The sequence below is a fragment of the Gordonia sp. 11cp genome (assembly GCF_057767225.1).
In genome coordinates this window covers 1191272-1216836 of sequence record NZ_CM173437.1, presented here as the reverse complement: position 1 = coordinate 1216836, position 25565 = coordinate 1191272, and the positions used below count along the sequence as shown (strand labels likewise).

The following is a 25565-nucleotide window of genomic DNA, read 5'->3' as shown; positions in this document are numbered from 1 at the left end:
CCCGTAGGCCACCCGCACCACTAGTGTTGCTTGCGTGACCGAAGCCGAACGCGCCCAGCGGCCGCGCGATGCCCGCGACCTCGCGTCCATCGATCGGGCCAAGGTACACCCGCAGGTGCGGGCTGCGGCGGAATGGGCGTGGCGGCTGCTGCTCCTCGTCGCCGCCGGCTACGTCGCCACCCAGTTGTTCCGGGAGTTCGAGGAAGTCCTCGTGCCGATCGCCCTCGCCATTCTGATCTCGGCGATGCTGGTCCCCGGCGTCGACGCCCTCGACCGGCGCGGACTACCGCGGTCGGTGGCGGTCATCGTCAACCTCGTCGTCGCGATCGGACTGCTCTCGGCCGTCATGACGTTCGTCGTCCGCGAGTTCATCGACGGCGTCCCCGAACTCGCCGAACAGGTCCGGGTGACCGTCGAGAAGACCAGGGAGTGGCTCATCAACGGGCCCCTGGGCCTCGATCGTGATCAGGTGCGGAACTTCGGCACCGACACCCTCGACTTCATCCAGCACAACCAGGACCGGGTCACCAGCGGCGCACTGGCCACGGCCACCACGGCCACGGAGATCATCACCGGCGCTCTGCTGACTCTCTTCCTGCTGATCTTCTTTCTCTACGGCGGGGGCCAGATCTGGCGGTTCTCGGTCAACGTGATCCCGCAAGCCAACCGGAATCGGGTGTGGGAGGCGGGTATCGCCGGTTTCGGCACGCTCGTCGGGTACGTCCGGGCGACCGTCGCGGTGGCCTTCGTCGACGCGTGTGGGATCGGCATCGGTCTCGCCATCCTGCAAGTGCCCCTGGCTCTTCCGCTGGCGTCGCTGGTCTTCCTGGGCGCGTTCATCCCGATCGTCGGCGCCCTGGTCACCGGCACGCTGGCGGTGCTCGTCGCCCTGGTGACCCAGGGCTGGATCGCGGCGGTCGTCGCGCTCGCCATCGTCGTCGGCGTCATGCAGCTCGAAAGCCATGTGCTGCAGCCGTTCCTGCTCGGCCGGTCGGTTCGTCTGCACCCGGTCGCGGTGGTCCTCGGGATCGCTGCCGGCCTGGTGTCGGCCGGCATCATCGGCGGTCTGCTCGCCGTGCCTCTGATCGCGTTCTTCAACACCGCGGTTCGGCGCCTGAAAGGGAGCGTGGCCGACGGTCACGACGCCGCTGACGACGGCCGGCGCCCGGGGGTCGTCGCCGAGCCGGACCCGCCGGTCTGGGACACCGACGATCCCGACGCCGCGGCCGAGACGCTCTCGCGACAGGCGCCGGGCACGGACTCTCGCGCGGGGGACGTGGCACCGGAGGGACAGGGCCAGGAGATCTCGGACCAGAACCCGGCCGGAAGCGATCAGGACGGGCGCGGCACGACATGACGCGCCAGCGGCCGCCGGTCGTCGGCAACCCGCCGGATCGGGAGCCCGCCCCGGACCGTCTGGCCCGGGTCGTCGACAACGACCCGGTCGGTCCGCTGTGGCGGGGTGCGCAGATCTTCCGGCTGCTGTCATACCTCTACGCGCTCGGCTTCCAGATCGCCGTGAACCCCGACCTCGACCGTGGCGGCGTCGCCTGGGTGCTGTTCGGGCTGCTCTCGGCATGGACCCTGGTGAGCGGGATCGGCTACTTCGTCGGATTCGCACGCAACCTCGTCTGGGTCGGCGTCGAGGTGGTCGTCGTCTGCGCGCTGATGCTGTCGACGTCGTATGTCGCCGACGCGCAGTGGGCGTGGAACAACCAGACCTGGCCCACCACGCTGTGGGCCACCAACGCGGTCATCTCGGTCGCGATCCTCACCGGGCCGGTCGGCGGGATCGTGGCGGGCCTGATCGTCGGCGGCACCAGTACTTTCGTCAAAGGCGAACTCAACCTCGACTTCGGCCGGAACGCGACGATCATCGTGATCGTGGCGACCGGCATGGCGGTCGGCCTCGCGGCCGCGAACGCGAGGCGTGTGCAGGAGCAACTGTCCCGGGCGGCGCGTATCGCCGCGGCCGCCGAGGAACGCGAGCGGCTCTCCCGGGAGGTCCACGACGGGGTGCTGCAGGTCTTGGCGCTGATCGCTCGACGCGGACGCGAGATCGGCGGCCCGACAGACGAACTCGCCACCCTTGCTGCAGCGCAGGAGCGCACTCTGCGCCGACTGATCTCCGACACCGACGAACCGGTCCCCGCTTCCCCCGATGCGCTCTCCCCCGATCCGCAACGCAGCGTCGACCTCGCCGCGGTCCTCCGCGCCTTCGCCGCCGATCGGATCTCGGTCAGTGCGCCCGCCGATGCGGTCATGGTCCCGGCGCACACCGGTTCCGAGATCCGCGCGGCGGTCGGCAACGCGCTCGACAACGTGGCGAACCACGCCGGTCCCGGTGCGCGCGCGTACATCCTGGTGGAGGATCTGGGGCGGGACGTGGTGGTGAGTGTGCGCGACGACGGGATCGGCATCCCCGACGGCAGGCTGGCCGAGGCGGTCACGCAGGGGCGCGTCGGGGTGTCGAAGTCGATCGTCGGGCGGATCGAATCCCTCGGCGGGACCGCGCAACTCGACACCGAACCGGGTGCGGGCACGGAGTGGGAGTTCACCGTTCCGCGGGACGACAGCTGACAGTCGAGGGGAGTAACGGGTATGGGTGCAGGCCGGAGTGACGAGGAACGGGCGCCACTGCGGATCATGGTCGTCGACGACCATCCGATCTGGCGTGAGGCGGTGGCCCGTGATCTCGCCGACGAGGGATTCGACGTGGTCGCCACCGCGGACGGCGTGGGCAGCGCGGGCCGGCGCGCGGCCGCCGTCACGCCGGACGTCGTCCTGATGGACATGCAGTTGCCCGACGGTACCGGCACCGAGGCGACGGCCGCGGTCCTCGAGGTCTCCCCGCGAACACGCATCCTCGTGCTGTCGGCGTCGGGCGAGCGCGACGACGTGCTGGAAGCGGTGAAGGCCGGGGCCAGTGGCTATCTCGTGAAGTCGTCGTCGCGCGAAGAGCTGGTCGAGGCGGTGCGGGCGACCGCCGACGGGCAGGCGGTCTTCACGCCGGGACTCGCCGGCCTGGTGCTGGGCGAGTACCGGCGCATGTCCCAGCAACCCGACGCCGCGCCTGCTGCACCCGTACTCACCGAACGTGAGACCGAGGTGTTGCGCCTGGTGGCAAAAGGACTGAGCGCCAAGCAGATCGCGCGGCGCCTCGACCTGAGTCACCGGACCGTCGAGAACCATGTCCAGGCCACTCTCCGCAAGCTCCAGCTCGGCAACCGGGTGGAGCTGACCCGTTACGTCATCGAACACGGCCTCGAGGAGGAGTGAGCGGGTCGCGGTGCCGGCCGGCTACTTCTGCGAGCGACTCCGCTTCAGTAACTCCTGGACGCTGATCTGGCCGTCGTCACCGGTGTCGTCGGACCGGGCGTGCCGGTCCGTGCGCGGGCGACGGCGACGAGTCGAGTCATCCGCCGGGCGATCCTGCTCGCCCGAGGCGGGCCCGCCGTCGGGTCGTGAGGCGGCCGCCGGTGTGGCGTCGGCGCTCAGGCCGCGCTCCATCGGTGAGGGACCGGCGCTGCGACGTCCACGAGACGACGGGGTCGACGCCTCCGGGCTGACCGAGGCCGCGAGGGGGCGGCGGCCGGTCTCGTCGAGGGCGGGCCGTCGACCGAGCGGTGAACGCTGGCCGGTCGGCTCCGGGTTCGGCCGAACCGGGCCCGGAGTCGGATTCGGGCGCCCACCGGACTCCGGCACGCGAGGCGGGCCGGACGGGGGAGTGACCGTCGGACGGTCGCCCTTCGCCGACCGAGGTGCGGCGTCGCCGAGTCGGATGCCGCCTTCGCCGAGGCTCCAGCCACCGGTGTCGGGACGATCACTCTTCGACAGTGCGGAGCGACGGTACGGCGCCACCGGGCGGCGTTCGGCCGGCTCGGGGTTCGGAGCTCCGGGTGCGGGTGACGGTCCGACGCGCGCCGGCGGCGTGCGCGGCGGGGTCGGCCCGGTGTTCGGACGTCCCGTGGTCGTCGGCGGACCTGCCGGCGGACCCGTCGGAGCCGGTGTCGGTCCGGCACCGGTGCGCTGGTCGGGTGTCTGGCCGGACGGTGCGCCCGTGCGGGCGGTGCCGTGTAGGCGGTCCGGAGCGGGCCGGCCCGGTGCGGCGGACCGCGCGGTGCCGACCGGTACCCGACCCCGGCCGGGGACTGCGCCCGCCGGGACCGGTTGCCTGCGTGCCGCGGCCATCACCGACGTCGGGGCCTCGGCCACCACGGTGCCCGCGCTCACCGGACGGGCGCCGGCACCGGCATCGCGCTGCTCGTCGGGCTCGTCGTCGAGCACGGTCTCGCCGAGCCCGATCTTGCGCTGGACCACTCGCATCCACCGCGGCGCCCACCAGCAGTCGTCGCCGAGCAGCTTCATCACCGACGGGACGAGAAGCATGCGGATGACCGTGGCGTCGAGGATCAGCGCGGCGATCATGCCGAACGCGATGTACTTCATCATCACGATCTCGGACAGACTGAACGCGCCGGTGACCACGACGAGGATGGCGGCGGCCGCGGTGATGATGCCGCCGGTGTGCGCGGTGCCGCTGCGGATCGCCTCGGTCGTGCTCGCGCCCTTCTGTCTGGCCTCGACCATGCGGGAGAGCAGGAACACCTCGTAGTCGGTCGAGAGGCCGAACACGATCGCGATGATGAGCACCAGCACGGCCGCGAACAGCGGGCCCGGGGTGAAGTTGGCCAGCTCGGCGCCGTGGCCGTCGACGAAGATCCAGGTGAGTATGCCGAGCGTGGCACCGAGACCGAGGGCCGTCATGAGCGCGGCCTTGATGGGCAGGACGAGCGAGCCGAACTGCAGGAACATCAGCAGGCCGGTGATGAGCACGAGCATGACCGCCATCAGCGGGAGTCGCTGCATCAGCGCGTCGATCGAATCCTGCGTCAGTGCCGGGGTGCCGGCCACGTACATCGTGAGGCCCTCGGTGTCGATCGCGCGCAACTGCTCGATCGCCTGGGCGGCGGTGTTCCGGTCCTGGAGGCCCGCCGACACCTGATAGACGCCCACGTTCGGGTACCGCTCGGCGTCGAAGGAGCCGAAGTCGGACTTGTCGGGGTCGCTGAACTTGTTCGTGAAGCCGGGGACCTCGTCGGCGCGCTTGGCGATCGCGTCGAGCTTGTTCTGGTCGGTCTGACTGGACTCGTCGTAGATGATGACGAGCTTGATGGCCTCGGTCCGCTCGCTCGGGAAGTACTCGTCGAACTTCTCCTGCGCGACACGGTTGGGATTGTCCGGGGGCAGGAACTTCTCGCTGATACCGCCGAACTGGATGCTGCCGAACGGGATGATCAGCGCGAGCAGCAGGAGCACGGTCGGGACCGCGGTCCGGACCGGATGCTTCATCACCCAGGTCGCGAGGCGGCCCCAGAAGCCGTTCTCGACCTCTTGGCTGGTCTTCATGCGACCGCTGAACCGGTTCTCGATCGCCACGGCTCGTTCCTCGCCGGAGAAGCGGCGGGCCAGCGGCACCGCGGTGTACTTCATGATCGTGCTGATCGACAGCATGTTCACGCGGGGGCCGAGGATGCCCAGGATCGCCGGCAGGACCGTGATCGACAGGATCGCGGCGAGGGACACCGATGCGATCGCGCCGTAGGCGACCGACTTGAGGAATCCCTGCGGCATGATCAGCAGACACGCCAGCGCGGCGACGATGATCGTCGCGGAGAAGACCACCGTCTGGCCGGCGGTCATCACGGTTCTTCGGACCGCCGCCTTCGTCGAATAACCCTCACCGAGTTCCTCGCGGAACCGCGACACGATGAACAGGCCGTAGTCGATCGCGATGCCGAGACCGATCAGCGTGACCACCGACTGCGCGAAGATGTTCAGCTCGGTGGTGAGCGCCAGGATCTTCATGATGCCCAGCGACCCGGCGATGGTCAGACCGCCGATCAGGACGGGCAGACAGGCGGCGACGACGCCGCCGAACACGAAGAACAGCATGATCGCCACGAGCGGCAGCGCGAGCACCTCGGCCCGGTGGATGTCCTTGTCCATGCCCTCGGCCATGGAACCGGCCACCGGCTGCAGACCTGCCAGTTCGAAGGTCGTACCGGGTAGATCGAACCGTTCGGGGATGTCGTCGAAGAACGGTTCGATGGTCTTGTAGTTGGCGAGGACCGTCGTGTCGTCGTCTCCGGCGACACCGATGCTGATGAAGGCGTGTCTGCCGTCCTCGGTGAACAACCGGTCCTGCAGCGTGCTCTGTGCGGGCTGGACGAGGAACGGGTCGTACAGGCCGGGATCGGCACGTCCGACGATGTCGGGATGGGTCGCGATCAGATCCTCGACGAACGTCTCCACCTTGGCCCCGAAGGCCTTGTCGTCGACGCGGGTGCCCTCGGGCGGGGTGATCATCAGGATGACGTCGGAGGTGTGGTCGCGCCCCAGCGCCTGGTCGGCGTACCGCGCACCGGTGTCGGACTCCGATGTCGGATCGAACCAGCCGCTCTGGCTGAGGTGCTTGCCGAGATCGAGACCGTACAGTCCGAGTCCGGCCATCATCGCGATCAGCACCGCGATGACGAGGAAGCGCATTCGGTAGACGAATGTGCCGATGAACCGGAACACGCTGATGTCCTTTCGTGTACGACGACGAGACGGGCACTCCGGTCGCCCGCCTTCGCGGAGCGCCGGGGGCGATTCTGTCAGTTTCCCGAAAGATCCTGACAGTGTTGCCTGAGTGATCCCTGAGGCGTCGGCCTCGGATCACCCGCGAGCACACCTGGGCCGACGCCCGACGGCGGGTCGCCGACAACCGGCCGACTACCCTGGGACGACCACGACGCCGCAGGTCAGCGTAGCAATGCGCTGAGCGGACGGAAGGGCGTGAGCCACGCACCCTCGTCGGGCAGGGAGTCCAGCCCGATGCGCGGAAGCGGCTCGCGGAACACGCCGGCGATGTCCTCGAGATCGATGAACTCGATTTCTTCGGTGCTCAGTGCCCAGCTGGCGTGTTCCCGGAATCCGATGACGGTGACGGGCACGCCGTCCCCGACCACCTCGAGCAGCGGTTCGCGGAATGCCTGGCCGTCGGCGGATGCCACGATCACGCCCGCTAGTCCAACAGTGTGCCTGCGAAGCTCGATGTGGTCGAGCATGTCGGAGTCGACGTCGCTGTCGTCGGACAGTTTCGGCTTGGCGAACACGGCGAAACCGACGTTTCGGAGGGCGTCGACCCACGGCCGGACGACGTCGGCGCTACCAGGGGCGATGTTGGTGAAGACGGTGGCCTCCGGCTCGACCGCGCCGCCCCCGTCGGTGAGAGCGGACACATCTGCGGTCCGCTGCAGCAACCAGCGGCCGAGAGCGTCGAATCGGGGGCGGTGCGCCGCGGTCGGTCGCCCGCCGAGCAGAGCACCGAGACCCATGTCCATGTTGGGCGCGTCCCACACCAGCAGCATGCGGCGCGTACCCGTCTGACCGGCGATGGTGTCGGCGAAGCCGGTGGGGCTGTGATCAGTCATGGCGGGCTCCCGTCGGGGTGTCGCCGGTCGCGGTGACCGGCGGGATGGGCCGCGTGTACACGAACTCGCTGACGTAGCGGCCGTCGCGCTCGGCTCGTCCCTCGAACTTCGTCGTCGGCCGCTCCAGCAGGATCGGTGACTCGCGGGTCAGCTGGACGACATGCGGGCGATCGGCGTCCTGGGTGGCGAGCGCCTCCGCGATCCATTCGGCGTACCCCGCGTGATCGGTCGCGATGTGGAGCACTCCCCCGGGGATCAGACGGTCGGCGATCAGCTCCAGTGTGCCGGTCTGCACGAAGCGCCGCTTGTGGTGCCGCGATTTGGGCCACGGATCGGGAAAGAACAGTCGGATCCCGGTGAGGCTCGACGACGGGATGAGCTCGGTGAGGACGATGGCCGCGTCGCCGCGGATCAGACGCACATTGGTGAGCCCGTTGCGGTCGATGAGACCGAGGAGCTGGGCCAGGCCCGGCTTGTAGACCTCGACGGCGACGACGTCGACGTCCGGCTCGGCCTCGGCCATCGCCGCGGTCGAGATGCCGGTCCCGCTGCCGATCTCGAGGACCTTCGGGGCGTCGCGCCCGAACAGCTCGGTGAGGTCGAGTTGCGGCTCGGGCACCCGCTCCGGGCCGATCTCGAGGTCGCGGCCGAGAACCGGCCACAGCGTCTCCCAGTTGCGCTGCTGGCCGGTCGTCAAGGTGCCGCGGCGGAAGCGGAAGCTCGTCACGCGGGGGTACAACCGGGACCTGTCGGGGCTGTTGTTCACGCGTCCATCGTTGCGCATCGAGCCGTCTCGACGAAGTCGCGGGCGAGTCGGCTGCCGCAGTCGTGGGTGGTCGCGGCGGCCCGGATGTGCGCCGAACCGGCCTCCGGGCGGCATGTGGAGGTAGCTCCGCCGTTCGCGCCGATCCCGATTAGTCTCGGCCCTGCCGCGGTTCACGTGCGCTGATGTCCGGGGGGTCGTCGGCGTGCCGGGGCCGGGTCGCGAGATGCGCGGGGGGTCGGATGACGAGGAGGCTGCGGTGGGGGCACCGGTGAACGGCGGCCGGCGCGGTGGGCCCGCCGGGAGCGAGTTGTCGGTCGCTGCCGAGCAGGGCCGTCTCGCCGATCTCGTCGACCCGGGGTCGCCGCTGGTGCCCGTCCTGACAGCCGCGGGCCGGCGGTTTCTCCGTCCGTTGCACGTCCAGGTCGTCGGCCGGCCCGGGACCGGCCGGGACACGATGGCCCGCGCTCTCCGAGAACGTCTGTCGCTCACCGTGATCGGACCCGGCGAGGGCGAGCAGGGTGCTGCCGACGCCGATCTGTGGCTCCTCGTCCTGGCCGGGTTGCCCCGACGCGCGGACCGCGAACTCCTCGCGTCCCTGCCGTCCGATCGTGTCCTCGTGGTGCTCGGCAAGGCCGACACCCACGGCGACTGGGACTCCGCGGTCGCGGTCGCGTCGACGTGTGCCACCCGTCTGGGCACACCGGTGTATCCGGTGTCGCAGTTGCTGGCGTGCGCCGACCTCGACGCCGCCGAGTTCGCGGCACTGACGACGATGGCGGCCGCGGGTGTCGGGATGCCGTCCATGGCGGGCCGGTTCCTCGTCGGACGCCCGGGTTCCGACGAACGTCTCCTGCGCCAGGGGCTGCTGCGCCGGATCGACGCCTATGGCATCGACACCGCGCTCGCCCTCATCGAGTCCCGGTCACCCGTCGCCGCCACCGCACAGGAGCTGAGCAGGGCACTCCGGGACGCCTCCGGGGTGCCCGATCTCGCGGAACCCCTCGGGGCTCGCGTCGGCCACATCCGGCACTGGCGGGAGGTCGAGTTGCGCAGCCGGCTGGAGGAGGCGGCCGCGGCCGGCCTCGACCGTCCCGGGGCCGAACGACTGCTGGCCGGGGCGGGGGTTGCCGGATGACCGACACGGCACTCGACGACGCACGGGAGCTGACCGGGTTCGACGCCGATCGCGTCGGCACCGGCAGCGGCGTGCTGGTCGTCGGCACCGACGGGGTGGGCGTACGCACCCTGGTCGAGGCCTGCCGTGCGCTCGCCCCGGATCTCGACATCGCCGCCCGCACCCGGGGAGACGGAGCACCGGCTGCTGCGGCGCTCGTGGTCGTGGATCCGTCGTCGTCGGTCGGGGACGAGGAACGAGCCCTCGTCGAGCAGATGCGCGCGCAGGTCGGGACCGTGGCGATCGTGTGCACCAAGATCGATGCGTTCTGGGAGTGGCCGCGGACCGTGCGTGCGCACCGATCCGGCCTCGACCCGTTCGGGTCGCTGCCCCTGTTCGGGGTGTCCGCGGTCGCGGCCCTGGGGGGTGCCGTGGACGAGTCGGGGGTCGAGGCCCTCGCGGAATGGCTTCGCGAGGCGACCGGCGCGCCGGCTGCACTCCGCGACGAGCGCGCCCGCCTGGGGGCGGGCATCGGCGCGGTCGAGCATCTACTCGCCTCCGCGGGGACCGGCGCCGACGACGAGGTGTCCGCGCGTGCCGACGCCGATGAGCTCCTGACCGCTCGCCGCCGTCTGCTCGCCACCCGCGAACGTGGGCGCACGGACCGTCTGGCGGCCGTCCGCGCCGGGCTGTCCCGTGTCCGGTCCCAGTCGTCGGCGGAAGTGCACGCCGGGGTGCGCGATCTGGCGGCGGCCGCCGCCGACCGTGCCCCGGTCGCCGACAAGGAGTACGGCGCCTGGGTCCGGACCGGGTGGTCCGAACTCGCCGACCGCATTCGTCACCGTGTCGACGAGCGCGTCGACGCCGTGCGGGCGACCGCCCTGGTCGGCCTGGACGCCGAGCCGACGACGGACGAGCCCTGGCCCGCGGTGGATCTCCACACCGAACGACCGAGCAGCCGGGCGCGGCGCGCGGGCGCCGAAGACGCGCTGCTCGTGGTCATCGGCGCCTCGACCGGTCTGGGTGTCGGACGGCTGGTCGTCGCGCCGATGGCCTCGGTCCAGACGCTCCAGTGGATCAGCATGCCGCTCGCCCTGCTCCTGGGCGTGGCGGTCGCGGCGTGGGTGATCCGCGTCCGGCGGAGTGCGGTGGATCGTTCCGAGCGGGTGGCGCGTACGGCCGAGCTGCTCACCGAGGCGCGGACCGCACTCGATCATCAGCTCGCGCTGCGCGTCACGGCTGCCGAGACCCGGATCGCCGGGCAGATCGCCCGCGCTCACGAACGCCGCAACCGGGAGGTGTCGACGGAGATCGCGCGGCTCGACGAGGAGATCCGACGCGTGCGCAGCGGGATCGATGTCCGTGACGCCCGGGTCCGGCGCGAGCGGGCCGAGGCCGTCCGCCGCGATCTCACCGCGCGGTCGGAACGGCTGTGGGCGCATCCCGCCCGAGGCGACGATCCGGGACGAGAATCCGACGACCCCGCCGGGCATCGAGACGATCGACGGCATGACGAACCGGCCGCGGGCACCCGCGCCGGCCACGACGACGGGAAGCAGTGATTCCGATGGACCCGATGTTCTCCGACGACACCCCGGACCCGGACGAGTCCTCGTTGTTCGGTGAGGTGGGACGCTCCGACGACCCGCGGTCGTTCGAGTCGGTGGCCGCGCTGCACGAGACGCCGGCGTCCGACGAGCTCGACGATCACCTGTGGATGCACGAGGACGGGCGGATCTGGGATCTGGGACCCGCCGAGGTCGACACCGACAACGACGGGATCAACGACTCCCTCACCCGGAACGGCCCCGACGGGTTTACCGTGTACACGGACAGCGATCGGGACGGACAGGTCGACAAGATCACCGAGATCGGCGCGGACGGCGAGTTCCGTTCGGCGGTGCTCGACCCGGACACCGGCGAGTGGATCTCCGGCGGTTCGGGACGCATCGGCTGACATGTGACCGGACGTCCGAACCGGTACGCTTCGCGCCGAGACCAGGCCGCGCGCGACTACCAGGGACTTTGGTCATCTGTCCGCTGGGTGTGGGATAGACCGCACCTGGTGAACCCCGTGACCTAGCGCCCGTTCGGTGTACGTATCCTGGACGACGAGACGACCTGACAGGTGGCCATTCCAAGCGGCCACCACCTCGGAGGAGGCCCCAACGATGACCGCAGCCACCATTCCCGGACTGGACCCGAGCAGCGCTCCGACAAAGCACGCGGGACTGCTGGCCTGGGTGGCCGAGGTCGCCGAGCTGACCCAACCCGACCGGGTGGTGTGGTCGGACGGCAGCGACGAGGAGTGGGAGCGCCTCACCGCCGACCTCGTGAAGGCCGGCACCTTGGTCAAGCTGAACGAGGAGAAGAAGCCGAACTCCTTCCTCGCGAACTCCGATCCGGCCGACGTGGCCCGCGTGGAGTCGCGGACCTACATCTGCTCGGAGTCCGAGGACGACGCCGGCCCGACCAACAACTGGGTCGACCCCGCCGAGATGCGTTCGACGATGACCGCGCTCTACCGCGGCAGCATGCGCGGTCGCACCATGTTCGTCATCCCGTTCTGCATGGGCCCCCTGGACTCCGACGATCCCAAGCTCGGTGTCGAGCTGACCGACTCCGAGTACGTCGTGCTGTCCATGAAGATCATGACCCGCGTCGGTCCCCGCGTTCTGGAGATCCTGGGCGAGGACGGCTTCTTCGTGAAGGCGCTGCACTCCGTCGGCGCGCCGCTCGAGCCCGGCCAGGCCGACGTGCCGTGGCCGTGCAACACCGAGAAGTACATCACCCACTTCCCGGAGACCCGCGAGATCTGGTCGTTCGGCTCGGGTTACGGCGGCAACGCCCTGCTCGGCAAGAAGTGCTACGCCCTACGCATCGCCTCGGTCATCGCCCGTGACGAGGGCTGGATGGCCGAGCACATGCTGATCCTGAAACTGACCAGCCCGGCGAACAAGGTCTACTACATCGCCGCGGCCTTCCCGAGTGCCTGCGGCAAGACCAATCTCGCGATGCTCCAGCCGACCATCCCCGGGTGGAAGGCCGAGACCGTGGGCGACGACATCGCCTGGATGCGTTTCGGCGCGGACGGTCGTCTCTACGCGATCAACCCGGAGTTCGGTTTCTTCGGTGTCGCCCCCGGCACCAGCTACGACTCGAACCCGAACGCGATGAAGACCATCGAGGCCGGAAACACCCTCTACACCAACGTCGCTCGCACCGACGACGGCGACATCTGGTGGGAGGACATCGACGGCCCGGCGCCCGCGCACCTCACCGACTGGCTCGGCAACGACTGGACTCCGGAGTCCGATCACAAGGCCGCACATCCGAATTCGCGCTACTGCACCCCCATCTCGCAGTGCCCGTCGCTGGCCGACGAGTGGGATGATCCGCAGGGCGTGCCGATCTCGGCGATCCTCTTCGGTGGCCGTCGCAAGACCACGGTTCCGCTGGTGACCGAGGCCCGCGACTGGCAGACCGGTGTCTTCATGGGCGCCACCGTCGGCTCCGAGCAGACGGCCGCCGCCGAGGGCAAGGTCGGCACCGTGCGTCGCGACCCGATGGCGATGCTGCCGTTCATGGGCTACCACGTCGGTGACTACCTGCAGCACTGGGTGAACATCGGCAAGAACGCCGACGAGTCGAAGCTGCCGAAGGTCTTCTACGTCAACTGGTTCCGTCGTGGCGACGACAAGCGCTTCCTGTGGCCCGGATTCGGCGAGAACAGCCGCGTGCTGAAGTGGATCATCGAGCGCATCGAGGGTGAGGCCGAGGGCATCGAGACGCCCATCGGAATCGTCGCCAAGCCGGAGTCGATCGATGTCAGCGGGCTCGACGTACCCGCCGAGGACGTCGCGGAGGCGCTTGCCTTCAAGCCCGAGGAATGGCGCGAGGAGATCCCGTCGATCGAGGAGCTCTTCGACTTCGTGGGCGAGAAGCTGCCGAGTTCGCTGCGTGACGAGCTGGACGGCCTGAAGCAGCGCCTGGCCTGACGCGGGGTGCTGCGGGGCGTCGGGGCTGAATGTACGGATGGGTCAGAAGTGACGGTTGAGGTATCGTGCCCCTCATGAAACTACGTGTGTGGGGCGCCTCGATCGTCGGTGCCTGCGTACTCGGTCTGGCCTCTCCGATCGCGGGTCAACCGGCCTCCGCGACACCGCCTTCCGGGGCAGGCGTGTCGGCGTTCTTCACCGATTCGACGACGATCGGGGACGGACTCCCGACGGTCAACCGGATCTCCGGAATCGACCGGACCGGCAACGGCAGCTACGTGCTGATCGCCGAAGACGTGCTGCCGGCACGCTTCTTCACCGCCTCGATCGGATACACCTCGGTGACCGCGGCATTCGCCGGGCAGCCGCGGATCAATGGGGGCGGCACGGTCCTCGGTCCGTGGTTCCTCCCGTTGCTGCCCGGCCAGGCGCAGTTCGAGGGCATCCGCAGGTCCGCGGGCGGCTACACCGTCGTCAGCGGTGGCAACAACCAGTTCGTCCGTCAGATCGGGCCCATCGGACAGGTCATCCGCGACCTGCCGATCCCCTCGGCGTGGCGGCCGTCGCCGAAGTCGGGTCTGGCGGGTCAGCGCGGACTCACGGGTGCGGCGGTCGGACCGCAGGGTCAGGTCAGCGTTTTGACGGCCGGTGGACTCCGGCAGGACGCCGCGCGTTCGGCCCGCCTGCTGACCTTCGGCAAGAGCAATCGCGAGTTCGTCTACCGCACCGACGCGAACAAGGTGGCCGCCGACGTACTCGCCGTCAACTCGACCGACTTCTTGGTCCTCGAGCGTGGACCGGGCCGGCTCGCGAACATCTTCTGGACGACCACCCGCGGTGCCACCTCGGTGACGAACAAGAAGAAGCTGAGCGGACGCGAGAAGGCGATGACCAAGCGGCGGATCTTCTCCACCACCGCGACGCCGCACCTCCTCACCGGCAACATGTCGGGTCTCGCCTGGGGCAACTGGCACCCGGACAACCCGTTCGCCAAGACCCGCACCCGCACCCTCCTCGTGGTCTCCGACAACGTCGGATCGCCCAACCGGTTGCACTCGTTCGAGGTCCAGATCCCGAAGTAGAGTGCCGAACGTCACCCCTGTCAGGGTGGGGTCAGGGTGATACCTGATGGCCAACCGGCGCAGGATTTGGCACGGTTGAGGGCATGACGACGACTGATGTGGCCGCTCGAGACGACGGTGGCGATGATTTCGGGGCGCCCAAGCATGCGGTGGCTGCCGGAGCCGACAACCTTTCCAAGCGGTACGGCGTCGGCGACACCGCCGTCGAAGCCCTGAAGAGCGTCTCGATCTCGTTCCGGGAGGGCGAGTTCACCGCCATCATGGGTCCGTCCGGGTCGGGCAAATCGACCCTGATGCACTGTCTGGCCGGCCTCGACGTCGCGAGCGACGGCAAGGTCTTCATCGGCGACACCGATCTGACGGCGTTGTCGGACAAGGCGATGACGATGCTGCGCCGCGACCGTATCGGCTTCGTCTTCCAGGCGTTCAACCTCGTGCCGACGCTGACGGCCAAGGAGAACATCACCTTGCCGGTCGACATCGCCGGCCGCACCGTGGACACCGAATGGTTCGACGCCGTGGTGGCCCGGCTGGGTATCACCGACCGGCTCGGACATCTCCCGAGTGAGTTGTCGGGTGGTCAGCAGCAGCGCGTCGCGTGTGCCCGCGCGCTGATCGGCAAGCCGTCGATCATCTTCGGCGACGAGCCGACGGGCAACCTGGATTCCCGTTCCTCCGGCGAGGTGCTGTCGATCCTGCGGGCCGCGACCGACGAGTTCAAACAGACCGTCGTCATCGTGACGCACGATCCGCGGGCCGCGTCGTATGCCGATCGCGTGGTGTTCCTCGCCGACGGCCAGATCGTGCAGGAGCTCTCCCGGCCCTCCGCCGACGATGTCTTCGAGGTCATGAAGAACCTGGACAACGTCCCTGCGCCCGACGCCGCCAAAGCGCACTGAGCCGTGGCCTCCTCCTCGGTGATGCGCAGGGTTTCGCTGCGAAACCTCCGCGCGCACAAGCTCCGTCTCTTCCTGACCCTCTTCTCGATCGTCCTGGGCACCTCGTTCGTGGCCGGGTCGATGGTGTTCACCGGATCCATCTCGAAGGCGTTCAACGACATCTTCGACAGCGCCGCACCGGGCGTCGCGGTCGAGGTGACCCCGGCCGACCGGCAGTCGCCGGGGGTGCCGAACTCGATCGTCGACCAGCTCCGGGATCAGCGCGCGCAGTTCGGCATCGACAAGCTCGTCGTCAACAACAACGGACTGGTCACGGTCGCCGACTCCGACGGCAAGGCCATCCAGACCGGTGGTGCCCCGAGCGTGGGCAGCACCTACATCCCGCCCGACGAGGCGCTCTCGCCGGAGGAGTCGACGATCCTGCCGGGCGGCCGCGGGCCCGAGAACGCCGGTGAGATCGCGCTGAACACCTCGGCCGCCGAGGCCGCCGGCCTGAAGGTGGGGTCGAAGACCAAGGTCGTCGTGGGCCAGGGCAATGCCACGCCGCTCGAGGTGACCGTCGTGGGTCTCGTCGACGCGCCGAGCTCGACGGGTGGGTATGTGAACGTCCAGTTCGACGCCGCGACGTCGTCCCGGTTGTTCACCGACGGCGAGCATGTCGGCGTCGTCGACATGTCGGCCGCCGCCGGGGTCACCCCCGAGCAGCTGCAGGACCGGATCATCGCCGGGCTCGGCGCCGACGCCGACCTCTACGACGTCCGCACCGGCGATCAGGTCCGCGAGGACCAGAAGGCGCAGGTCAACGAGTTCCTGCAGATCTTCCAGTACATCCTGCTGGCGTTCGCCGCGATCGGTCTCGTCGTCGGCACGTTCATCATCTACAACACGTTCTCGATGATCGTCGCGCAACGGAACCGCGAATTCGCGCTCCTCCGGGCGGTCGGCGCGAGCCAACGCCAGGTGTCGCGGTCGGTGCTGTTCGAGGCCTTCGTGGTCGGCGTCCTCGGTGGCGCCCTCGGCCTGGCCATCGGCATCGCGCTGGCCGCCGGCCTGAAGGCGATCACCAGCGCGACGTCGGGCCTGCCGGACGGTGAGCTGGCCGTCGGCCCGGACGCGATCCTGGCCGGCGTCCTGGTCGGCGTCGTGGTGACGATGATCAGTGCGTGGGTGCCCGCGGCAAGAGCAGCACGTGTGCCGCCGGTCGAGGCGATGCGCGCATCGGCCGCCGAGGGGTCGGCCTCGTTGCGCAACCGCACCATCCTCGGCGCGATCATCGGCGTCGCCTCGATCGCCGCGATCGTCATCGGTGCGATGGGTGAAGGGACCGGCCCCGCGGTCACGGTGGGTGCCGGCGCTGCGGGTGCGGTCTTGTCGGCCGTCCTCGTCGGCCCGGCGCTCGCCCGCCCGTTCGTCAGCGTGCTCGGCCGGGTCATCGGGGCACCGTTCGGCATGATCGGACGCCTGGCGCGGACCAACGCGGTCCGCAACCCGCGGCGTTCTGCCGCGACGGCGTTCGCGCTCACCCTCGGACTGATGCTGGTCGCGATCATCGGCACCCTCGGACAGTCGTTCAAGGGCACGGTCGACGACGCGGTCGACGCGGGTATCACCGCCGACTACATCGTGGCGGGCACCAATCAGTCGCCGCTGCCTCCGGCGGTGACCGACGCGATCGACGGTGTGCCCGGCGTCGGCGACGTGGTGTCGTTCGGCATCGTCCAGGCCAAGGTCGACGACAAGTCGGAGACCGGGTTCTCCGCGCTCGGCGGACCGCTCAACAGCGTGACCGTGATGGACATGCAGGACGGCGCGTCGTCGGATCTGCCCGCCGACGGGATGCTGATCAGCGAGCGCACCGGCAAGTCCAACGGCTGGAAGCGCGGCGACGTGGTCACGTTCACCTCCGCGACGGGCGCGCAGGTCCAGGTCCCGATTGCCGGCGTGTATGCCGACAACGAGGCGCTGCAACCGTGGGTGGTCGGTCCGGACGTCTACGAGAAACTCGTCCCGCCTTTCGCACGGGTCAACGTCACGCTCTTCGTGAACGCTGCCCCGGGTACCGACCTCGAGACCCTGCGCACCGATCTCGAGGACGCGACGGCCGCGTATCTCACGGTCCAGATCCAGGATCGGGATCAGTTCAAGGGGCAGATCTCGTCGCAGATCGACCAGATGCTCGGCACGCTGTACGCGATGCTCGGGCTGGCGCTGCTGATCGCGGTACTCGGCATCATCAACACGCTCGCGCTGTCGGTGGTCGAACGTAAACGTGAGATCGGGATGCTGCGCGCGATCGGCATGGTCCGGGCCCAGGTCCGGCGTTCGATCTACCTCGAGTCGGTGCTGATCTCGATCTTCGGTGCCGTGCTGGGTGTGCTCCTCGGAACCGTCATCGGCGTCGCGCTGGTACGGACGCTCGCCGAATGGGGCCTGGGCGCCCCGGTGGTCCCGTGGTCGCTGATCGTGATCACTCTCGTCGCGTCGGCGGTTGTCGGAGTGCTGGCCGCGTTGTGGCCCGCGGTCCGCGCGGCGCGAACCGGGCCGCTGGAAGCGATCGCCGACATCTGACGGTGATCGCGGCGTCCGCGGCGGAGGGCCGCGGACACCGCGACGCCTCACGAGCGCCCGGCGAGGAACTCCAGCAAGTCGGTGGCCAGGGCACGCGGCTGTTCGAGCGCGGCGAAGTGACCGCCGCGGGGCATGACCGTGAATCGTTCGACCGCGAAGTGGCGGTCCGCGAGGTCTCGGGGCGCGACGGCGATGTCGCTCGGGAACATCGCGAAGGCGGTCGGCACCCCGACGAAGGCGGTCTTCCATCCGTCGGCCCCGGTTTCGCCCGACCAGTCGCCGGTGTCGGATTCGGCGGGTTCCTCCGGGCCGGCATCGCCTTCCGAGGCCGGCGGGTCGTCCCAGGCCTGCGCCGGCTCGGTGTAGAGCCGCATCGACGACCGAACGGTCCCGGTCAGATAGAGCATCGCAGCGTTGATGACGACGTGGGCGTCGTCGATCGGGTCGTCGCGCCACGACTCGTAGAGGGCGCCGATCCACGATGCGAGGCCGATCGGGCTGTCCTGCAACGCCGTTGCCACCAGCGTGGGTGCGGCGGTGTTCGCCTTCAGATACAACGCCTCGGCGCCGAACTCCTCGATCCTGTCGAGATAGGCGATCTCGGCGGGGCCGGCTGCGTCGCGGTCGATGGTGAACGCTAGGTCGAACGGAACGTCGGTGAGGTGCAGCGCCACCACGGCTTCGGGCTGTTCCTGCGCGATGGTCTGCGCCACCGCCGACCCCAGGTCCCCGCCGTGGACGGCGTACCGCTGGTGGCCGAGCTCGGTCATCAGCGCCGAGAAGTCCGCGGCGACGAGCTCACGGGACATCTCGCCATCGGGCTCGTCGCTGCACCAGAACCCCGGGATCGCCGGCGCGACCACGTCGTGACCCGCCGCGGTCAGCAACGGGATGAGGTCGAGGAATCGGAGCGGCGAGTCCGGCCATCCGTGGATCAGCAGGATCGGGACGCCGGTCGCCTCCTCGGCACGAGCATGGATCGCGGCCAACCGCCGGCCGTCGGAGGTCCTCGTCTCCACGTAACCGAGTTCGTCCACTCGCGCCTCGACCGCGCGCCAGTCGAAATCGCGCCAGTGCGCGAGGAGTCGTTCACCCAGTCCGGCTCCCGGTCCCGGCGCGGCCGCCGCGCCGGTGGTCAGGTGGATGAGCCGGGTGTCGGCCAGGCGCCGGGTGAGCAGTCGGAGTTCGTCGTCGGAGACCGGGGGCAGAGTGTTGGTCCGAGTCATGGTCGTGTCCTCTCGGTGGCGAAATGCATGACACCACCTTTCCGGTCGCGCCCACCCGAGGATTGAAGGAAACGGCCGACTCGTCACCCGTCCCGGAGCGGGCGGGAGTCGAACGGGGTGACACCCTCGCGCAGGATCCGACCGGGTGACCGGCCGGCAAACGCACGGAACGCCCGCGTCATGTGGGCCTGGTCGGCATAGCCGGCAGCAAGCGCCGCGTCGGCGAGGGGCAGACCCGACTGCAGGAGCCGATATGCCTCGCGTGCCCGTCGCATCTGGTGGATGTCCTTGCGTCCCAGGCCCGTGGTCGTGCCCACCTTGCGTCGAAGGCTTCGGTCGGAGTACGCGACGTCGCCGCCGTCGAGCGCGGCCCGGACGGTGGGTTCCTCGACGAGAAAGCCCTGTGTGACAAGGGAATCGGTCAGGCGCTCGAGATCATGGACCGCCGGGAACCCGAAGCGGACGCCTCCCAGCGTGAACCAGCGGCCATCGGTGGGCAGTTCCCGCAGCTCGTCGATAGGCTTCTGTGCCGGCCCGCGCAGGGACACGTGCGCCTCGAACTCGATTCCCCAGTGGCGTTCTCCGGGGACCATGCGCAGTTCGCGCGGGGCGGTGGAGGGACCGATGAGCGTCGCTGACGGCGAGCCATCGACGAGCCTCCCGAACGAGATCCCCCAGTACTCGGTGGCGGCCTCGGTGTAGCTGCACTCCTCATCGACATCGGCCCACCAGATCAGGGACGCGAACGGCGAGGTGGACCGACGGTAGTCGTACGCCACGTGATCGCCTCCCTGTCGGCTGATGGTCCGGTCCCGGCGGCGAAGTGCCGCGATTCGCGTGTATTGAACCATCGGCCACCTACAGGGACGCTGCTGCGACCCGGAGGTGCTCGATCCGATCCTCGGTCCGTTCTTCGACGGATGACCGTCGCCGTCCCCGGGTCGGGTTCCGATCCGGGATGACAGAATCGAGCGCATGACCCGACCACCAGAGGGCGATCCCAACGATCCGCGGAACGATCCGCCGGAGACCCGGCAGTTCGATCCCGACTTCGACCCGTCGGCGCCGCCGTCGCAGGCATATACCGAACAGCAGCCCGGACAGCCGTACCCGGGTCCGTACACCGAGCCGCACCAGGGCGGGCAGCCGTATCCGGGTCCGTACACCGAGCCGCACCAGGGCGGGCAGCCGTATCCGGGTCCGTACACCGAGCCCCAGTACGCCGATCCCCACTACACAGGCGGCTCGCCGTACGCGTCCTCGCCCTACGATGCACCGGCCGGTGGTGAGCCGCCTCGCGGTTCCGGATCGAAGGGGCGGACGATCGGGCTGGCGCTGGCTGCGCTGATCGCGCTCGTGGTGCTCGGCCTGGTCGTCGTCCTGGTCACCCGGTCGGGCGACGGCGACTCCACCAGTGCGGCCTCCTCGTCGACCACTGAGTCGACCGGCCCGGCGACGACCAGCGAGACGACATCGTCGAGCACCACGACCACCGAGGAGACGACGTCGACCACCACGACGACGCAGCGCTCCGGAACCGTCACCTACCAGCTGACGGGCAACGGCGACGTCGTCGCGCTCACGTTCCGTCGTGGCCCGGGGTCGCCGACCGTGATCCCGGCGACGGGGTCGCCGTGGTCCCAGCGGGTGCAACTCGAGGGGACCCGGGCGAGCCTGTCGGCCATCGTGGTCCGCGGCCCGGTGTCGTGCGCGATCCTCGCCGACGGCGAGCAGCTGGCTGCCGCGACCAGCCAGGGCGGCACGCTCAACTGCACCGCGGACCTCGCTGCGGAGTAGTCCGGGCCAACCCCGGCCTTCCCGTTGCGTTTCGTCCCGGGAACCGGGACAAAACGCAACGGGATCAGGCGAGCGAACGGCTCAGAGCGTTGTGCACCGCAGTGACCACGTGATGGCCACGTTCGACGACATCGGCCCAGGTGAAGTTGAGGACGGTCCAGCCGGCGGCGGTCAGGGCGTTGCGTTTGGTCCGGTCCCTCTGAAACGTCGGGACATCGCGGTGATGCGCGAAGCCGTCGATTTCGACGGCCAGCTTCCCGTGGGTGAAGGCCACGTCGATGAAATACCCTTCGGCGGGCAGTTCGGTGTCCAGCCCTTCAGGCCCGAGCGGTGGAACAGGGTGGCGACGATTCGCTCGGCCTCCGATCGGGCGCCGTCGTCGAGGAGTCGCAGGTACTGGGCAATGGCCGGGGAGCCGTGCCGTCTGGGGTACCGCGAGTGTGCGGCCTGTAGGTCGGTGAGTTTCACCGTGCCGGCCAGGAGAGTCGAATCGAGGACGGCGATCCCGAGCTCGGTGGCAGCGTCGAGGACGGTGAGTGCCGTTGCGGTGACCCGGAGGTCTGCGTGCGTGGTGACGTCGACGTCCGCGAGGCGTCGGTGCCGGACCACGGCAGTCGCCGACGACCGCGCATGCGCTCCGCGAGCGCCGGTGAGCACGAGATGTTTTCGAGGTTCTGCGGGATGCAGACCCAGCCACCACGCGGCGGCGACTCCGCCGAGTGCAGTGTCGGAGGCGACGGAGAGCACCGCGATGCGGGCTTGTGCGCGCGCCTACCGATGGTGGCCGGCCACGAGGTAAACAGCTCGGGCGACTGCCACCCATTCACCGGAGGCACGTCGCTCGAAGGAGAAAGCAAGACGCCCCGAAGTTCCGGTTGCGGTTTGTCCCGGGAACCGGGACAAACCGCAACCGGATACTCACAGTCGACGCAGGACGAGCACGAGATTGGTGCCGAGAACGTCGCGGAGCACCGGTAGGCGCATCACCCACCACATCCAGCGCGGGATGTAGCGGGGAAACGCCGCGACGAGTTCGGCATGCCCGCTGCCGGTCGCCGACCGGGCCCAGCGCAGCCCGTCGGCGGCGGAGACCGCGAACAGCGACGTCCCGTAGAGGTTCTTGGGCGGATGACCGTTGCGTCTGGTGTACATCCGGGCCGCGCGGTGGCCGCCGAGGTAATGGGTCAGGCCCATCTCGTGGCCGCCGAACGGTCCCCACCAGAGTGTGTAGCTGATGATGACGATGCCGCCGGGACGCGTCACCCGCAGCATCTCGTCGGCCATCTGCCACGGCGTCGGGGTGTGCTCGACGACGTTCGACGACAGACAGACGTCGACGCAACCGTCGGCGAAGGGGAGGGCCTGGCCGGAGCCGCGGACCGAGCCACGATGCTCGAGCCCGCCGGCGTGCATCTCGTCGGGATCGGGTTCGACGGACACGTAGTGTGCGCCCCGGGCCCGGAAGGCGTCGGCGAAGTACCCGGGGCCGCCGCCCACGTCGAGGATCACCGCCCCGTCGGGACCGGTCCCGGCGAGGTCCGGTACGAACGCCTCGACCATGTTCGCGGTGTCGGCGGCGAGCGCGCCGTAGAAGCGTGCGGGGTCGGACTGCTCGTAGCGGAAGTCGTTCAGCAGTCCGGCGGCACGGCGCAGGGTGGCGAGCCGGGCCATCCGCGCACCGCCGGGGAATGGAGTCGTCATCGTCGGGTCACTCTAGTGGCGCGCCCGCGCGGTGGGTACCGGCGCTCCGGCCGCGGTGGGTAGGCTGACGGACGATGCGCGCACCGTCTGACGTCCTGCTCCTGTGCTGGCGGGACACCCGCCACCCCCAGGGCGGCGGCAGTGAGACCTACCTGGAACGCGTCGGGGCCGAACTGGCCCGCCGCGGCGCGCGGGTCACCTTCCTCACCTCCGCCTACCCCGGGTCCGTCCGCGAGGAGACACGGGACGGCATGCGGTTCATCCGCGCCGGCGGACGCATCAGTGTGTATCCGCGCATGCTCGCGACGATCCTCGGCGGCCGGCTCGGTCTCGGGCCGCTGGCCGGGTGCCGGCCCGATGTCGTCGTCGACACCCAGAACGGTGTCCCGTTCTTCTCGGCGCTGGTCTCGCCGGCCCCGACGGTGGTCCTCGTCCACCACTGTCACCGCGAACAGTGGCCGGTCGCCGGTCGTCTCCTCGGTCACGTGGGATGGTTTCTCGAGTCGCGGGTCTCGCCACGGGTCCATCGTCGCAACCGATACGTGACGGTCTCGGCGCCGTCGAAATCCGAACTCGTCGCACTCGGGGTGGACGCCGAGCGGATCGCGGTCGTGCGCAACGGGATCGATCCGCTGCCCGAGGGCATCGGGGCGACCGGTCCCGATCGGGACGCGGTTCCCGGTGGGCCGGACGGCCCGGTGCGGCTCTGCGTGTTGTCGCGGCTGGTGCCGCACAAGCAGGTCGAGGATGCGCTGACGGTGCTCGCGCGGCTGCGCCACGACGGCGTCGACGCCCACCTCGACGTCATCGGCGGCGGCTGGTGGGCGGACGAACTGCACCGCGCCGCAAACGATCTCGCGGTGACCGACGCGGTCACCTTCCACGGCCACGTCGACGAACACCGCAAACACGAACTCCTCGCCCGGGCCCGGGTCCACCTCATGCCGTCGCGGAAGGAAGGGTGGGGACTCGCCGTCGTCGAAGCCGCCCAGCACGGTGTCCCGACGATCGGCTACCGCGGTGCCGCCGGACTCGCCGACTCCATCGACGACGGGAACACCGGATTGCTCGTCGACGGGGTCGACGAACTGGCCAGCGCGACAGGAAAACTCATCGACAATCCGGATGAGGCACGCCGTCTCGGACGGAACGCACAGGTCAAGGCGAGCCGCTATTCTTGGTCAGCGACCTGCGACGGATTCATGGCGACGTTCGACGCCGTACTGTCCGCGCCCGGCCGCTGACCACACCGATGCCGACGCCGATCAGCCCGGCGACCAGGAGCGCGGCCCACACCAGGTGTGCGGCGGTGGCGATCGCCCGGTCGGTGACGCCCGCGGAGCGATCCGCCGGGTCGCCCACCTGATAGAGCTGCAGCGACGGACCGTCGAAGGCGAGGTGCCCGGAATCGGCGAGTTGTGCTGGCGGGGAACCGTTCTCGACCAGAACCCACCCGACGCCGAGTTCGGCGAGAGCGGTCGGTGACCCACCGGACTCCAGTACCCGCGTCACCGCTGCGGCGTGCGCGCCGGGCGGGTCGATCACCTCTCCGTCGACGCGGAGCTCGCCGGACTCGACGACCGGCGCCCGCATCATCCGTGCGGCGGGGTCGAGCGACGGGTCATGGGCGAACGGGTACTCGCGGACCGTTCCGGGAGGCCACAGGGCGACCGAACCCCGATCCGGCGGCACGATCTCCGCGACCTGTCGCCACTCGTCGGGATAGTCGATCGCGCGCACCGCGCCACCGACGCCCCACGCGAGGTCGGGGAGCGGCGCCACCACCAGCAGTACGACCGCGGTGAGCGCGAAACCCGCGGGTACTCGACGCCGCGCGGCCGCCACGGCCGCCGCCACGCAGACCGCGACCGCCGGGACGAGGAGCGCCGAGAACTTCTGGGTGTCGCGCAGGAGTCCGCCGCCGCCGAGGTGCTCGACGACGAAGCCCAGGACGGTACGGGCCGGTCCGAAAGTGCTCAGCAGCAACACGATCGCGGTGACCGACGCCAGGACCGCGATGGCTGGCACCGACGGATCCAGCTCGCCGCGACGACGCCACAGATACCGCGCGCCGACGGCGACGACGAGGAGCAGGCAGAGGGTGGCCACCGCGGCCCACCCGATGGTCCGGCTGGCGGGCACGGCGTCGGCGTTCCAGATCCCGCCCAGTGAACCGACCGTGCCCACGGGCCCGAGCCAGGGCTCGGAGCGCAGACCGAAAGCCTCCACCCCGGCCGCCGCGGAGGTGGTCGGGGCGTCGGTGATCAGTGACGTCAGCAACCACGGCAGCGTGCTGAGACCCCAGAGGGCGAGGGCGGCCACCGTGGGTCGCGACCCGATCGGGCGCGCCAGAAGCGCCACCACCAGCACGATTCCGGCAAGGACGGACCCGGTGGGCGTCAGTCCGGCGACGGCGAGCAGCGCACCCAGTTGCAGCAGCCGGACGGCGTCCGCTTGTACTCGCAGGTCCATGACCGCGACGAGAATCCACCCCAGTGCCGCATACCCGGCCAGCAGGCTCCAGTGGCCTTGCAGGAGCCGTTCGGCGACATAGGGATTCCACACCGCGACGAGAGCGGCCGCCGAGGCACCGGCCCGCCCGGCGCCCGGGACCAGTCGGGCCGCCAGGCGTCCGTAGCCGACTCCCGCGCACACCAGCGCCGCGGCGAGGACTGCCAGCACGACGATCCCGCCGTCGAGGACGGTGCTCACCATCGCGAGGAACCAGTCCTGCGGCACGGCGCGCGGCGGCAGGTCGCCGATCCCGAGCGTGGTGTCCGTGACGTGGGTACGCGGTGTGGACACCGCATCTCGGTACAGCAGGTACCGGTCGCCGACCCCGATCAGGCCCGGCAGCAGCGGCGCCAGGATCACCGCGGTCGCGCCGATACCGGTGCCGTACAGGGCCGGCAGCAGTCGTCGGGGGGTCACCGCGG

At 69.9% G+C, this 25565-nt stretch carries 19 protein-coding genes and 1 pseudogene; 12 read left to right on the top strand and 8 right to left on the bottom strand.

Features of this window, described 5'->3' with window-relative positions; genetic code table 11:
- Window positions 1–34: 34 nt before the first annotated feature.
- The 3 genes from AC3B6C_RS05225 to AC3B6C_RS05215 are packed head-to-tail and all read left to right on the top strand — an operon-like array spanning window position 35 to window position 3279.
- Window positions 35–1357: an AI-2E family transporter gene (locus AC3B6C_RS05225; RefSeq protein ID WP_488375251.1), complete on the top strand. Its 1323-nt coding sequence runs from the start codon at window positions 35–37 to the stop codon at window positions 1355–1357.
- The gene (macS, locus tag AC3B6C_RS05220; protein WP_488375250.1) at window positions 1354–2580 is read left to right on the top strand and encodes a MacS family sensor histidine kinase; all 1227 of its coding nucleotides are present in this window, start codon (window positions 1354–1356) and stop codon (window positions 2578–2580) included. Before AC3B6C_RS05225 ends, macS begins: the two co-directional genes overlap by 4 nt.
- Window positions 2581–2601: 21 nt before the next feature.
- Complete coding sequence (locus tag AC3B6C_RS05215; protein WP_488375248.1) at window positions 2602–3279, top strand: response regulator; 678 nt, start codon at window positions 2602–2604, stop codon at window positions 3277–3279.
- A gap of 21 nt (window positions 3280–3300) precedes the next feature.
- Here AC3B6C_RS05215 and AC3B6C_RS05210 read toward each other — a convergent pair whose 3' ends face one another.
- From AC3B6C_RS05210 to trmB, 3 genes are all read right to left on the bottom strand, one after another.
- Window positions 3301–6582 (bottom strand): MMPL family transporter, encoded by a 3282-nt coding sequence (locus AC3B6C_RS05210; RefSeq protein ID WP_488375247.1) that lies wholly within the window; start codon window positions 6580–6582, stop codon window positions 3301–3303.
- Between the two features lie 224 nt (window positions 6583–6806).
- On the bottom strand, window positions 6807–7478 hold the full coding sequence (locus tag AC3B6C_RS05205; protein WP_010843322.1) for an NYN domain-containing protein: 672 nt from the start codon (window positions 7476–7478) through the stop codon (window positions 6807–6809).
- Entirely contained in the window at window positions 7471–8262 is a 792-nt protein-coding gene (gene trmB, locus AC3B6C_RS05200; protein WP_010843323.1) for a tRNA (guanosine(46)-N7)-methyltransferase TrmB, read from the bottom strand. Before trmB ends, AC3B6C_RS05205 begins: the two co-directional genes overlap by 8 nt.
- 238 nt (window positions 8263–8500) lie before the next feature.
- Here trmB and AC3B6C_RS05195 point away from each other — a divergent pair, with 238 nt between their 5' ends.
- The 7 genes from AC3B6C_RS05195 (at window position 8501) to AC3B6C_RS05165 (ending at window position 17905) form a co-directional block, all read left to right on the top strand.
- Window positions 8501–9379 carry a hypothetical protein gene (locus AC3B6C_RS05195; RefSeq protein WP_488375246.1) on the top strand — a complete coding sequence of 293 codons (879 nt, stop codon included), beginning with the start codon at window positions 8501–8503 and terminating at the stop codon, window positions 9377–9379.
- A complete protein-coding gene (locus tag AC3B6C_RS05190; protein WP_488375245.1) occupies window positions 9376–10920 on the top strand; it encodes a hypothetical protein in 1545 nt (514 codons plus the stop codon). Before AC3B6C_RS05195 ends, AC3B6C_RS05190 begins: the two co-directional genes overlap by 4 nt.
- A 5-nt stretch (window positions 10921–10925) precedes the next feature.
- Window positions 10926–11315: a DUF6802 family protein gene (locus AC3B6C_RS05185; protein ID WP_488375244.1), complete on the top strand. Its 390-nt coding sequence runs from the start codon at window positions 10926–10928 to the stop codon at window positions 11313–11315.
- 214 nt (window positions 11316–11529) lie between these two features.
- A complete protein-coding gene (locus tag AC3B6C_RS05180; RefSeq protein ID WP_488375243.1) occupies window positions 11530–13356 on the top strand; it encodes a phosphoenolpyruvate carboxykinase (GTP) in 1827 nt (608 codons plus the stop codon).
- 74 nt (window positions 13357–13430) lie between these two features.
- Complete coding sequence (locus tag AC3B6C_RS05175) at window positions 13431–14438, top strand: esterase-like activity of phytase family protein (protein WP_010843328.1); 1008 nt, start codon at window positions 13431–13433, stop codon at window positions 14436–14438.
- Window positions 14439–14521: 83 nt separating this feature from the next.
- A complete protein-coding gene (locus tag AC3B6C_RS05170) occupies window positions 14522–15337 on the top strand; it encodes an ABC transporter ATP-binding protein (RefSeq protein WP_035717671.1) in 816 nt (271 codons plus the stop codon).
- Window positions 15338–15358: 21 nt separating this feature from the next.
- A complete protein-coding gene (locus AC3B6C_RS05165; protein WP_044508215.1) occupies window positions 15359–17905 on the top strand; it encodes an ABC transporter permease in 2547 nt (848 codons plus the stop codon).
- A gap of 47 nt (window positions 17906–17952) precedes the next feature.
- Here the strand turns inward: AC3B6C_RS05165 and AC3B6C_RS05160 are convergent, their stop codons facing one another.
- Together AC3B6C_RS05160 and AC3B6C_RS05155 are read right to left on the bottom strand one after the other, a co-directional pair.
- Window positions 17953–19131, bottom strand: coding sequence for an epoxide hydrolase family protein (locus AC3B6C_RS05160; RefSeq protein ID WP_488375242.1), 1179 nt, complete (start codon window positions 19129–19131; stop codon window positions 17953–17955).
- An 83-nt stretch (window positions 19132–19214) separates the two neighbouring features.
- Complete coding sequence (locus AC3B6C_RS05155; protein ID WP_488375241.1) at window positions 19215–19910, bottom strand: helix-turn-helix domain-containing protein; 696 nt, start codon at window positions 19908–19910, stop codon at window positions 19215–19217.
- A gap of 196 nt (window positions 19911–20106) precedes the next feature.
- Here AC3B6C_RS05155 and AC3B6C_RS05150 point away from each other — a divergent pair, with 196 nt between their 5' ends.
- Entirely contained in the window at window positions 20107–20928 is an 822-nt protein-coding gene (locus AC3B6C_RS05150; protein WP_488375240.1) for a hypothetical protein, read from the top strand.
- Window positions 20929–20992: 64 nt separating this feature from the next.
- On the opposite strand, the pseudogene AC3B6C_RS05145 reads toward AC3B6C_RS05150, so the two are convergent.
- Window positions 20993–21831: pseudogene (locus AC3B6C_RS05145) on the bottom strand (endonuclease domain-containing protein).
- A 15-nt stretch (window positions 21832–21846) separates the two neighbouring features.
- A complete protein-coding gene (locus tag AC3B6C_RS05140; protein WP_488375239.1) occupies window positions 21847–22629 on the bottom strand; it encodes a class I SAM-dependent methyltransferase in 783 nt (260 codons plus the stop codon).
- A 74-nt stretch (window positions 22630–22703) separates the two neighbouring features.
- Here AC3B6C_RS05140 and AC3B6C_RS05135 point away from each other — a divergent pair, with 74 nt between their 5' ends.
- Window positions 22704–23873 carry a glycosyltransferase family 4 protein gene (locus tag AC3B6C_RS05135; RefSeq protein WP_488375238.1) on the top strand — a complete coding sequence of 390 codons (1170 nt, stop codon included), beginning with the start codon at window positions 22704–22706 and terminating at the stop codon, window positions 23871–23873.
- Here the strand turns inward: AC3B6C_RS05135 and AC3B6C_RS05130 are convergent.
- Window positions 23830–25560 carry an MmpA family trehalose lipid delivery protein gene (locus AC3B6C_RS05130; RefSeq protein WP_488375237.1) on the bottom strand — a complete coding sequence of 577 codons (1731 nt, stop codon included), beginning with the start codon at window positions 25558–25560 and terminating at the stop codon, window positions 23830–23832. The genes AC3B6C_RS05135 and AC3B6C_RS05130 overlap by 44 nt on opposite strands.
- Window positions 25561–25565 lie beyond the last annotated feature (5 nt).

Bases quoted from the DNA above. Each gene is read 5' to 3' on its own strand.
- macS (WP_488375250.1), top strand. From the start codon at position 1,354: ATGACGCGCCAGCGGCCGCCGGTCGTCGGCAACCCGCCGGATCGGGAG.
- AC3B6C_RS05215 (WP_488375248.1), top strand. From the start codon at position 2,602: ATGGGTGCAGGCCGGAGTGACGAGGAACGGGCGCCACTGCGGATCATG.
- AC3B6C_RS05205 (WP_010843322.1), bottom strand. From the start codon at position 7,478: ATGACTGATCACAGCCCCACCGGCTTCGCCGACACCATCGCCGGTCAG.
- trmB (WP_010843323.1), bottom strand. From the start codon at position 8,262: ATGCGCAACGATGGACGCGTGAACAACAGCCCCGACAGGTCCCGGTTG.
- AC3B6C_RS05190 (WP_488375245.1), top strand. From the start codon at position 9,376: ATGACCGACACGGCACTCGACGACGCACGGGAGCTGACCGGGTTCGAC.
- AC3B6C_RS05185 (WP_488375244.1), top strand. From the start codon at position 10,926: ATGGACCCGATGTTCTCCGACGACACCCCGGACCCGGACGAGTCCTCG.
- AC3B6C_RS05180 (WP_488375243.1), top strand. From the start codon at position 11,530: ATGACCGCAGCCACCATTCCCGGACTGGACCCGAGCAGCGCTCCGACA.
- AC3B6C_RS05175 (WP_010843328.1), top strand. From the start codon at position 13,431: ATGAAACTACGTGTGTGGGGCGCCTCGATCGTCGGTGCCTGCGTACTC.
- AC3B6C_RS05170 (WP_035717671.1), top strand. From the start codon at position 14,522: ATGACGACGACTGATGTGGCCGCTCGAGACGACGGTGGCGATGATTTC.
- AC3B6C_RS05165 (WP_044508215.1), top strand. From the start codon at position 15,359: ATGCGCAGGGTTTCGCTGCGAAACCTCCGCGCGCACAAGCTCCGTCTC.
- AC3B6C_RS05160 (WP_488375242.1), bottom strand. From the start codon at position 19,131: ATGACTCGGACCAACACTCTGCCCCCGGTCTCCGACGACGAACTCCGA.
- AC3B6C_RS05150 (WP_488375240.1), top strand. From the start codon at position 20,107: ATGACCCGACCACCAGAGGGCGATCCCAACGATCCGCGGAACGATCCG.
- AC3B6C_RS05140 (WP_488375239.1), bottom strand. From the start codon at position 22,629: ATGACGACTCCATTCCCCGGCGGTGCGCGGATGGCCCGGCTCGCCACC.
- AC3B6C_RS05135 (WP_488375238.1), top strand. From the start codon at position 22,704: ATGCGCGCACCGTCTGACGTCCTGCTCCTGTGCTGGCGGGACACCCGC.